This is a genomic window from Pseudomonas tehranensis, assembly GCF_014268615.1.
Classification (GTDB): Bacteria; Pseudomonadota; Gammaproteobacteria; order Pseudomonadales; family Pseudomonadaceae; genus Aquipseudomonas; species Aquipseudomonas tehranensis.
On the sequence record NZ_JABWQV010000170.1, the window covers coordinates 1 to 10732 of the forward strand.

Below are 10732 nucleotides of genomic sequence, written 5' to 3' on the forward strand. Positions count from 1 at the left end.
TGTGGGAGCGAGCCTGCTCGCGATAGCTGACGGTCAGGTGAAACAACCTATGAGCGACACTCCACCAACCCAAGCACCTGTCCACCCTCGCGCTGATTCTCCTCACTCAGCCACCGCTCGAATCCCACCCGGATTGCCGGCCATTCCGAGTCCAGCATCGAGTACCACGCAGTGTCGCGGTTCTGTCCCTTGACCACCATGTGCTGGCGGAACACACCTTCAAAGGTGAAGCCCAGCCGCTCGGCGGCGTATTTGGAGCGGGCGTTGGCGTTGTTGCATTTCCATTCGAGACGCCGATAACCCAGGGCGAAAGATTCCCTGGCCAGCAGATAAACCGCCTCGGTGCTTTTCGGCGAGCGCTGCATCGGCGCACCGAAGGTCACATGGCCAATTTCGATGCGGCCTTGTGCTGGCACGATCGACATCAAGCTGAGAATTCCCTGCACCTCGCCGCTGGCGCGGTCGATCACGCTGAAGAAATAGGGATCGGTATTGGCTGCGTGATTGGCCAGCCACGCATCGAAAGCGTCGCGATCCTTGAACGGGCCGTAGGGCAAATAATCCCAGAGCTTGGGATCCGCTCCGGGCCCTTCGAGGGCTTGCCACAGACCATCGGCATGACGCGCCGGATCGAGTTTCTCCAGGCGGATGAAACGTCCTTCGATCAACTGCGCAGACGGCGCCGGGACGCCTTTCCAGTCGGCGGGTGAAATCGGCATGCTGTGCTCCTTATAGGGCTTTGCGAAATTGAATGAAGCCTGGGCGTTCGGCGATGCGCTCGTAGAGTTGGATCGCGGTTGCGTTGGTTTCGTGGGTCAGCCAATGCACCTTGCAGCAACCATCGGCCTTGGCGGTGGTGTAGACGAATTCGATGAGCTGGCGCCCGACGCCGGTGCCGCGGCTGTGCTCCGTCACCAGCAGGTCTTGCAGGTAGCAGGAGTTTTCGATGCTCCAGTTCGAACGGTGATAGATGAAATGCACCAGCCCTACTGCGGTGTCGCCGTCCCAGGCGAGGGCGCCGTGGGTCGGCTCTTGATCATCGAGCAGGCGTTGCCAGGTGCTTTGGCTCACGGTCTGCGGCAGTTCGGTGTTGTAGAAGCGCAGGTAGGCCTGCCACAGCGGCAGCCAGGCGGCGTGATCGTCAGCGGTGACGAGGCGGATCTGGGGTTGGCTCATGTTCACTCCTTGGACAATGGATCAGGCATCAGGCGCGCGAGCATCTGGTCCTGGGGGGCGGGGCTGGCGGCGAGACCATTGCGCACCCCACTGACGTCCGCCGGGCTGCGGTTCTGGCTGAGCTTGCGCTTGCCTTCCAGGCGCTGGATAGGCAGGGCGAAGCCGACGATGGCCCTGAGCATGCTGTCGATGTACTCGGCTGGCGCGTCGTCGATTGTCCACGGCTGGGCGCGGCCGCTTTCGTGGCGGTCGGTGAGGGCGCCGACCAGGTTGCGCAAACGATGGGGGTCGCTGAACACCTCGGCCGTGCCATAGGCATGCACGGCCAGGTAGTTCCAGGTCGGCACGACTTTGCCGTGTTCGGCCTTGCTGGGGTAGAAACCGGGGCTGACGTAGGCATCGGCCCCGGCGAAGACCACCAAGGCTTCGGCGCCGGCTTCCAGGTCGCGCCATTGCGGATTGGCCCGGGCCATGTGCCCGTAAAGGCTGCCATTGGGGCCCTGTTGCGTGTCCAGCAACAGCGGCAAGTGACTGGCCTGCAAGCCGTGTTCACCGTGCGTGATCAATACGGCCAGACGGCAATTATTCATCATGCCGTGCAGCTGGGGCAGGTCTTCGACGGCAAAGGCTTTGGGGTTGTACATGATGATTTTCCTTGGCGAATGCGAGCATCCTAGGCAGGCTATTGGTCTGTTGTAAGAGCCACTTATGGTCAATTGGATAGGTCCATTACGAGGACTGTCATGAACAACCCTGTGCCGCCCCTGTCTTTCAATCCCGCCGGTATCGAGCTGGACCGCCGCCAGGGGCTGAGTCGCCAGCTCTATCAGGCTTTGCGTTCACGAGTGCTGGACGGCCGCCTGGCCAGCGGCACGCGGCTGCCGGCCAGCCGGGACCTGGCAGCGGCTTTGTCGATTTCACGCAACAGTGTGGTGCGAGCCTATGACCAGCTCTATGCCGAGGGTTTCATCGAAGGGCGGGTCGGTGACGGTACTTATGTGGCAAGACTGTCGTCGACGGCCCTGCCTTTGAAAAACATATCCACAAAAGTATCCACAGGGTTTTCAACAGGCTTATCCACTGGTTTATCCACAGATTGGCTCGATTTGCCTGTGGGTCCATCCAGTAAAGTTATCCACAGTGGGGCATTGAAACGGGTCGAAAAGAACCATTTACCTCAACCACCCCTCGGCCCGCCAAGGGCCTTTCGGGTCGGTGTTCCGGCGTTCGACCTGTTTCCTTTCGAGGTGTGGGCCAAGCTGAATGCGGCTTTCTGGCGCAAGCCGGATCTGCAACAGCTGTGTTATGGCGACGCGCAAGGTGACGCACGCCTGCGCGGCCTGATCGCCGCTTACCTGCGCAGCTCCCGCGGCCTGCACTGCACGGCTGAGCAAATTGTGATCACCAGCGGTGCACAGCAGGGCATTAGCCTTTGTGCACAGCTGCTGGTGGATCCGGGTGATGTCGTGGCGGTGGAGAATCCTGGCTACCGCGCCGCTGGGCATGCGTTTGCCGTGGCCGGTGCCGAGGTGAAAGGCGTGCCGGTCGACAGCGATGGCCTCGATTGCACGGCGCTCGGTGCGTTGAGCCACTGCCGGCTGGCCTACGTCACGCCGTCCCATCAATACCCGACCGGAGTGGTCATGAGCCTCGCGCGCCGGTTGGAGCTGCTGGCCTGGGCCGAGCGCAATAACGGTTGGATCGTCGAGGATGACTACGACGGCGAGTATCGCTACAGCGGTGCACCGCTGGCGCCTCTGGCTGCACTGGATCGCCAAGGGCGAGTCCTTTATGTGGGGACGTTCGGCAAAGTCGCGTTTCCGGCCTTGCGCCTGGGTTATCTGGTGTTGCCATCTGGCCTGGTAGACGCCTTCGCCCAACGTCGCGCGGTGGATGTACGTCACTCTGAAGTCAGCACCCAGGCGGTCATGGCCGAGTTCATGGCCGCCGGGCATTTTCAGCGGCACATCAGGCGCATGCGTCGGGCCGCACTGGCCCGACGCGACGCGCTGCTGGCCGGTTGGCCGAAGTCGTTGAACGGCGTCGGCGCCATGCCCACGGTCGTCGCCGGATTGCACGTCACGGTGCCGGTGGACAACATCGAGCGCGAGCGCGAGCTGATCGCCCGGGCCACCGAAGCCGGCGTCGAGGTCAATGGCTTGAGCAGTTACTGGTTGCCTGCCACTACCCCGACGCAGGTACGGGCGGGGCTGGTGCTGGGGTTCGCGGCGGTCCCGCCAGCGACGATCGATGCCGCGCTGGCGCGTCTGGCGAAGGCCTGGCCGACATGAGTGCCGGGCGTCGATAGACGCCTGGCTTGGTCCGTCACGACAGTCGTTTTGGAAAGAACACCTCCCTGGCCTGGTCCACGGCGATTTCGCTGCGGTAAAGATCGATCAGTTGCCGCTGGGTCAATTCCTTGGTCGAGTCGGCGGCCCGGCCCAGGCTGACTTGTTCCGGTGTTTTCAAACGCGCCGAAAGATAAGCATGGGCAGGCGCCCAGTCAGTGGAATAACGGAAGTCGGCGAACCACAGCGTTTTGTTCTCTTTCAGGTCCTTGATCTCGTACCGGTCCAGATAGCCATAAACAGGACCTCTGAGGCGTTGCCGGTTCTTTTGCCGAGTGATGGAAATCTGGTTCCGGCTTTTAAGCCATATCAAGCCACTCATGGTCGGTGGCCGTTGTTTGATGACCTTGAGGATGCCTTCGAACCCTTCCTCATAAAGGGTCTTGGACGCCTGCTTGAGTGTTTTGCGGGTGGACTCGGCCAACTGTCGGTCCTGGGCCGACACACCCACCGTTTCGTTAGAGGCGTTGTCCAGCGCCTTGGTGATCGCCACGGCGACTTTCTCCATGCGGCCAGCGTGTGCATTCAGAATCATCCCGATGCCGGTGGGTGATCGACTGGGTTTGTTGGCGTATTCCTGGATTTGCGTCTTGAACGCTGCCAGCCCGTCAATCAGGGCCTTACCCTTGGTGATGCTGGTTGCCAACGCAGGAACGGGCGCCGGCGCTTCGGCGATGACGTGAGGCACCCACTCACCGGTTTCCTTGCGATGAAACGTGGCAATGATTTTTTCTGAAAGCGGGTTTTTCACATCGACCCAGCCCGTCTCTTCCTTGGTTTTCGAGAGCCGGGGTTCGCCACTGACCAGACCCCAGAAACGCGCCCTGATGAACTTTTTCCGAGGCCGGGGGCGCTGCTCGTACGGGTTGCCGAGGCTGCGCCGGTTGCTTCGCTCATCGAGGGCCCAGGCCAGGTGACGGACTGCGCGTTTCTTGATCTGGCCAATCTGCTTTATCAGTCGATTGAGTTCTGCCGGGCGCACACTGGCCTTATATTCATCGCCCAGGTATTCGAGATGTTCTTCGATGGCGGTGAACTGTTCCGTCAGGCTGCCGAATGCATCGATCTGTTCGTCCAGCCTGATCACACTTCGCTCCTCGATGGCGTCGTGCAGGCTTTGGAACGCAACCGTGATGTTATCGACCACTTGGTTGAGATCTGCCCACCCCTCAGGCACGGTGTGGATGCTGTCGAGCGACAGGCAGAGGTGGCGATACATGTCCAACTGGATCAGGCGGATCGCATCGCTTTTGTAGGCCGGCATTTTCCCGCGGTGCTGGCGCAGGAATTCAAAGCCTTCGCGCCCCTGCTTCTTGAGTCGGTAGAAGCGGGTTTCCATGTAATCCAGGCGCTCGATCATGTCGTCACCGACCCGGATCATGGCATCGGCAGCATCGACGTGTTGCTGCTCGACTTCCTCGATCGTCGAAGTGGCCATGTCCAGGGCTTCTCTCAGGGCGGGGGTGAAGCGAGCCTTCAGCGCGTCTATTTCCTCGAACGTAAAATTGATCTGCGCGTTCAAGTAGCCGAGTCGGACTTGAGGCGCGTCGGGCCTTGATTGAAAGACCGGCCATTCGGTCAGGATCTTCAACGCTTCTTCGTAGCTTTCCCGTTGGGTCTTCAACGTACTCAAATAGATGATGCGTTTGAGCTCCTTGGCAGAGCCGGACGCCTTACCCAGCTCCTTGGCATCCATAGTCAGCAACTTCTGGCCTTCGATTTTCTTTTCTTCGAAGCGAGTCAACTGCGCCAGCAGCTGAATGCCACGGCGCCTGGCATTGGCGATGACCTCCTGCCGGGCACCTTTCGATCCGCTACCGCGCAGACGCAGGCGCGTGTCGACATGCCATTCGCCGTGGGCATGGCGCATCAGTGCCGGCCCTGGGTGGGAGGGGTCTTTTTCGTCGACGATGGACACATGGTCCCCTTCCACCTTTACCTTGAACCACTTGTCGGCCATTTTGGCGAACCAGTCATCGCCCTGTTGGTAGAGGCCCTTGAGCGGGCCTTCGCTCTTGAGCTGTTCGGCGTGCTCGGGCTTGTTGACGCTCAAGGGCCTGAGCAGCTTGGCATGCTCGCCGGACTTGCCCGCCAAGGCGCCACTGGAATGAATGGTGTCGTAGTGCTCGGCGGGCAGTCTGGTGTCCTTGGGCGGTATGAATTGCTCGATGATGGGCGCAGGCTTGGTCAGTTTTTCCAGCTCGGGCATGACCTGGGGGGCTTCTGTCAGGCGGCTATCAGTATTCTCCCGGGCGCGCTCGATGGCGTGTGCGGTAATCGCCATGGCCATGTTCAGCAACAGGTCGACAAACGCTTCCCACGTGGCCTGGCTGTCGGTTTCTTCGTCGCCTTGTGTCATCGTTTCAACGTCGTCGAGGATTTGCCAAAGCCAGATGGCGGTGCCTACCGCAGCCCCGAGGTAGGGCAGCGCCAGGTTGAAAATCAACCAACTGGCCTGTTTGAAGGTTTCCCAGCGGTTCTCGCTATTGGACACAGACTGACGGTCAGCGAGGGCGGTCAGGGCCTCGGCATTGGACCTGAACAACCGCGGCAGAAAATCCGCCCCCAGAGTCTGGTTGCTCAAGCTGACGGGGGCGCTGTTGGTCCACGAAGAGAAGGGGTCGGTGGCGAATTCGACGATCATCCAGGGCGAGGGGATCGGCCCGGAAAAGAGGTATCGGCTGTAGTTCTCGCGTACTCCGTCGGGCAGCCAGGCCAGCACCGATTGACGCAAGGAGGGAGTCTGCCGGATAGCGTAGATCAGATTGCTCGGCGTCGGATACTGGCACAGCTGCGGTTCCAGCAGCGGGCGATAGAGCACGCAGGGGCCTGCATCGAAATCCTGCGGACCGATCACGAACATGTTGGTCACGACGTCTCCCGCAGTGCCCTGGGACTGGCCGGAGACGAAAGCCAGCTCGCGCATGACGATTGTCTGCCCGTCGACCTTGCGCTCGGCTTCGTCGGTCTCCATCACGGCGGCGATGTAACGGTAGCCGCGCTCGTCGATGTTGCAATCGCCGCGAATCTTGCTCTCCAGCGCCAGCATGGGTAACTGGATGCGTAGCTGAGCAGTGTAGAGATTTTCCCGGCGGGTCGATTCGACGGTATCGCCCAGTAGCTTGCTCTTGACCAGTTCGGGATAAACGCGACCGACGTCGACCTTGGTCACCAGATTTTCGACGTAATCGACCGTCATCCATCCGGGCAGCTTGTCGCCGTCGAGAGATCTGACCACTTTGTCGCCAAGGGGCAGCGCAATCAGGTTCTGTAGCGCCAGGTCGACGAGGTTGAGCCGCGTGATCTCGATTTTGCCGGGAACAACGAAGGTGCCCCAGACGACGGGGCTGCGGATTTGCAGTTCGATCCGTTGCGGGTCGAGCGTCGCGGCGTCGGCATGCTCCGATTGCATCTGTTGTTTCAACGCGTTCAGCGCATAGTGTTTGATGGGGGGAATATCGTCCAGGTAGGTCTTGCCGGCATGGGAGCTGCTCAGCGCGGACAGGTTCTTCATGTGTTGGGCGAACAGGATCTGGTCGGACGTCGATGCTTGCTGGAGCCAGTCAGGCATCTGCTTCTCGTACCAGGCCGCATCAGGACCGGTGTCGGTCTGTGTTCCACTGAGCGCGGGCTGCTCGCTGTCGTCGGCCATGAACCCTTTCAGGATCTCGGGAGAGCCCAGGATCTGTACCTGGGTGGCAATCAAGCCGCAGGCCTTGTGATCGAAAATGTTGCCTTCGGGCTCAAAGAAGCGCCACTGGATCTTCTTGCCCTCCACGTTGCCCAGATGATCAGGCAAGGTCTGCTCCAATGCTTGCAGTGAGTCGAACTTCTCGTAGCTGCGACGCAGCGAGTAGGCGAGGATGGTCTGTTTTTTGTCGACGGTTCCGATCAGCACCACCAGGGAGTTGTCGATCATGCGTGTCAACTTGTCGCCATCCACCTCATCGATGTCGATCAGGTACGCATGGGTGCCATAAGGGTCGTTGGCCTTGCGGTCCTGCAGGTCGGGGTACAGGAACAGTTGCCTGGCCATGGCACAGTCGGAGTCCGTCCAGCCCTTGACCTGCTTAACGTCCCAGAGTCTGTGCAGCAGGCTGGAGAGCTCATGCCAGCGCGGCGGCGCGGTGCCGATCGTGGCGTTCCAGTACACCAGTTGCTGTTCCTGGCAGGCGGACACCATGACGGGCGCGAGTTCATTGATCAGGCTGCCGATCTGAGCGATGCGCACCGGCAGGTGCACCTCGGGGGTCGTCAGTGGCAGGTGGGTCAGAAAGTGAAAGCCCTCTATCAGCAGCGTCGCATAGTCCTCATTCATCCGTGCCGCCAGCATGTTGCTGAGTGTCTGGTAACGCGTGGGCCGCTCAACGATCTGGCCGTCGACGATTTCCCAGTCCGGCTCACCGACCACAGTATTGTTCGGGTCCAGATGCAAATGGGGATAGAGCTTCTTGAGCGCGTTGTGCAGAAGGGCGGCGGCTACCTCCGGCGAGGTCGGGCCGGCGAGCAACTGGTTGAGCACCGCGTCGCCAACGCTGGCGTCGGGTGCGGCGGGTTTAGGGGTTAAGGGTTGGGTCATCTGAGTCTCCCTGTCTCGCGATACATGGCATGCCCAAAGCCGAACGCTTCGGGAACGCCATGCTAGGGCGCGGCAGAACAGAGACGGTGGTAACTATGTATAGGGCGCAGTGTCAGCCCGGGTGAGAGGCCACCTTATCCCCGGGCCAGACAAACTCCTTGCTACAGGCTGAGCTACTGGCCGGACTTGATCCGGGTCCAGGCCCGTGTCCGCGCCCGCTCGGCGTCCCTGGGCAAAGGTTGCAAAGTGTAAAGCGTGGTCATGGCCGCTTCGGTCGGGTACAGGTTGGGGTTGTTGCGAATCGCCGGGTCGACCATTTCCGTGGCGTCCTTGTTCGGGTTCGGATAGCCGACGAAATCGCTCACCGGTGCGATCACCTTCGGTTGCAGCAGGTAATTGATAAAGGCGTAAGCGTCGTCCGGGTTGGCTGCCCCTTTGGGGATGGCGAGCATGTCAAACCAGATCGGCGCGCCTTCCTTGGGCAGGCGCATGTCCACTGTCACGCCGTTCTTGGCCTCCTTGGCGCGGTTGGCCGCCTGGGAAAAGCTGCCGGAGTAGCCGACCGCCACGCAGATATCGCCGTTGGCGATGTCGGCCATGTACTTGGACGAGTGGAAATAAGTGATGTGCGGGCGGATCTTCATCATCAGCGCTTCAGCCTTGGCATAGTCCGCCGGCTTCTTGCTGTTGGGGTCCAGGCCCAGGTGCTGCAGGGCCAGAGGCAGGATTTCCGAAGGTGAGTCGAGCAGCGCCACGCCGCACTGCTTGAGCTTGCTGATGTTCTCTTCCTTGAAGATCAGGTCCCAGCTATCCACCGGAGCGTTGTCACCGAGGGCGGCTTTGATTTTGTCCGGGTTGAAGCCGATCAGGATGGTGCCGTACATGTAGGGCACGGCGAATTTGTTGCCTGGGTCGTTGGCTTCGATCAGCTTCATCAGCTTGGGATCGAGGTGGTTCCAGTTTGGTAGTTTGCTGCGGTCCAGGGGCTGGAACACGCCGGCTTCGATCTGCTTGGCCAGGAACACGTTGGACGGCACCACCACGTCGTAGCCGGAATTGCCGGTCAGCAGCTTGGCTTCCAGCGCTTCATTGGTGTCGAAGATGTCGTAGACCAGTTTGACCTGGCTGTTTTGCGCCTTGAAGTCGTCCAGGGCCTTGGGCGTGATGTAGTCGAACCAATTGTAGACACGCAGGGTCCGCTCCTCGGCCTGGACGGCACCGCAAAGCAGCATGGCGCACAGGGCTGGCGCCATCGAACGCTTGAGTCTGATCATGCTTGTGTTCCTCATGGGGCGCTTTGGAAACCTTCGAGAACGTTGACGGCATTGATGCCGATTTCGGCCACCGCGTAGCCGCCTTCCATCACAAATAGCGTCGGCTTGCCGAGCGCGGCGATGCGTTTGCCCATCGCCAGGTAATCCGGGCTGTCGAGCTTGAACTGCGAAATCGGATCGTCCTTGAAGGTGTCTACGCCCAGGGACACGACGATGACATCGGCGTCGTAACCCCGGATTTGCCCGCAGGCCTGCTCCAGTGCCGCGCTCCAGGTGTCCCAGCCTGAGCCGGCTGGCAAAGGGTAGTTGAAATTGAAGCCCTCGCCATCGCCCTCGCCATGCTCGTCGGCATAGCCCAGGAAGAATGGAAACTCCGCCTCTGGGTGACCATGGATCGAGGTGAACAGCACGTCGCTGCGCTCATAGAAAATCGATTGGGTGCCGTTGCCGTGGTGGTAATCCACATCCAGGATCGCGACCTTCTGATGGCCCTGGTCGAGAAAGGCCTGGGCGGCGATGGCAGCGTTGTTCAGGTAGCAATAGCCGCCCATCAAATCACTGGCAGCGTGGTGCCCTGGTGGGCGACACAGCGCAAAGGCACTGCGGGCGCCGCGCTGGATTTCGGCCTGGGCGGTGAGAGCGACCTGCGCTGCGCTGTAGGCCGCTTGCCAAGTGCCGGCGGTGATCGGCGCGCCGCCGTCGAAGCTGTAATAACCGAGTTGGCCGTGCAAGCTGGTCGGGATGATCGTGCGCAGGGTCCGTGCCGGCCAGGTGTAAGGCAACAAATCGCCGTCGCGGTTGTACTTGGCCCAGCGGTCCCAGGAACCTTTGAAAAATTCCAGGTACGCCGCACTGTGGATGCGCTGGATCGGCCCCAAACCAAAATCCTGCGGCGCCTCCACCGGCCCCAGTGCGCGCGCCTTGACCCGCTCCAGCACATGATCGGCCCGGGAGGGCATTTCGAAGCAGGGCATCAATTGCCCGTCCATCAACTCGCAGCGTCCGTGGTGCAGGTGGTGATCGTCTGAGTAGATCGTCAGCATTGTTGTTCTCCGCAGGGCTGATTCGGTTGCTCACAGTCTTGCGGCGCGCGGCGTTTCGGAGAACGGCAGGAGAGGCCAAAAGGGGATCGAAATGGCCAAAAGGTTTGACCGTAAATCGCCCCTTGGTGGCGCGGAGCCGCGCGGGTTTGGGGCATAGACGATGCTTGTATGGCTGCCGGCAACCTGTGGCGAGGGAGCTTGCTCCCGCTCGGCGGCGCAGCCGTCGCAAACCGGTCGATGCGGTGTGCCTGGAAAAATGCATCGGCCTTTTTGGGGTGGCTTCGCCACCCAGCGGGAGCAAGCTCCCTCGCC

At 60.9% G+C, this 10732-nt stretch carries 7 protein-coding genes; 1 reads left to right on the plus strand and 6 read right to left on the minus strand.

Annotated elements, in window-relative coordinates; all coding sequences use genetic code 11:
• Positions 1-47: 47 nt before the first annotated feature.
• The 3 genes from HU811_RS19840 to HU811_RS19850 are packed head-to-tail and all read right to left on the minus strand — an operon-like array spanning position 48 to position 1820.
• Entirely contained in the window at positions 48-719 is a 672-nt protein-coding gene (locus tag HU811_RS19840) for a GNAT family N-acetyltransferase (protein ID WP_092399509.1), read from the minus strand.
• Positions 720-729: 10 nt separating this feature from the next.
• Positions 730-1176, minus strand: a complete 447-nt coding sequence (locus HU811_RS19845; RefSeq protein ID WP_186657626.1) for a GNAT family N-acetyltransferase — start codon at positions 1174-1176, stop codon at positions 730-732.
• A gap of 2 nt (positions 1177-1178) precedes the next feature.
• On the minus strand, positions 1179-1820 hold the full coding sequence (locus HU811_RS19850) for an FMN-binding negative transcriptional regulator (RefSeq protein WP_186657628.1): 642 nt from the start codon (positions 1818-1820) through the stop codon (positions 1179-1181).
• A 99-nt stretch (positions 1821-1919) separates the two neighbouring features.
• Here HU811_RS19850 and pdxR point away from each other — a divergent pair, with 99 nt between their 5' ends.
• A complete protein-coding gene (gene pdxR / locus HU811_RS19855; protein ID WP_092457742.1) occupies positions 1920-3467 on the plus strand; it encodes a MocR-like pyridoxine biosynthesis transcription factor PdxR in 1548 nt (515 codons plus the stop codon).
• Positions 3468-3501: 34 nt separating this feature from the next.
• On the opposite strand, the gene HU811_RS19860 is transcribed toward pdxR, so the two are convergent.
• The 3 genes from HU811_RS19860 to HU811_RS19870 form a co-directional block, all read right to left on the minus strand.
• Positions 3502-8103 (minus strand): dermonecrotic toxin domain-containing protein, encoded by a 4602-nt coding sequence (locus HU811_RS19860; RefSeq protein ID WP_186657630.1) that lies wholly within the window; start codon positions 8101-8103, stop codon positions 3502-3504.
• Positions 8104-8276: 173 nt separating this feature from the next.
• Positions 8277-9377 (minus strand): polyamine ABC transporter substrate-binding protein, encoded by a 1101-nt coding sequence (locus HU811_RS19865; protein ID WP_186657632.1) that lies wholly within the window; start codon positions 9375-9377, stop codon positions 8277-8279.
• 11 nt (positions 9378-9388) lie between these two features.
• The gene (locus HU811_RS19870; protein ID WP_186657634.1) at positions 9389-10420 is read right to left on the minus strand and encodes a histone deacetylase family protein; all 1032 of its coding nucleotides are present in this window, start codon (positions 10418-10420) and stop codon (positions 9389-9391) included.
• Between the last annotated feature and the right edge of the window lie 312 nt (positions 10421-10732).

Coding starts and splice junctions, on each gene's coding strand:
- HU811_RS19840 (WP_092399509.1), bottom strand. CDS start 719: ATGCCGATTTCACCCGCCGACTGGAAAGGCGTCCCGGCGCCGTCTGCG.
- HU811_RS19845 (WP_186657626.1), bottom strand. CDS start 1,176: ATGAGCCAACCCCAGATCCGCCTCGTCACCGCTGACGATCACGCCGCC.
- HU811_RS19850 (WP_186657628.1), bottom strand. CDS start 1,820: ATGTACAACCCCAAAGCCTTTGCCGTCGAAGACCTGCCCCAGCTGCAC.
- pdxR (WP_092457742.1), top strand. CDS start 1,920: ATGAACAACCCTGTGCCGCCCCTGTCTTTCAATCCCGCCGGTATCGAG.
- HU811_RS19860 (WP_186657630.1), bottom strand. CDS start 8,103: ATGACCCAACCCTTAACCCCTAAACCCGCCGCACCCGACGCCAGCGTT.
- HU811_RS19865 (WP_186657632.1), bottom strand. CDS start 9,377: ATGATCAGACTCAAGCGTTCGATGGCGCCAGCCCTGTGCGCCATGCTG.
- HU811_RS19870 (WP_186657634.1), bottom strand. CDS start 10,420: ATGCTGACGATCTACTCAGACGATCACCACCTGCACCACGGACGCTGC.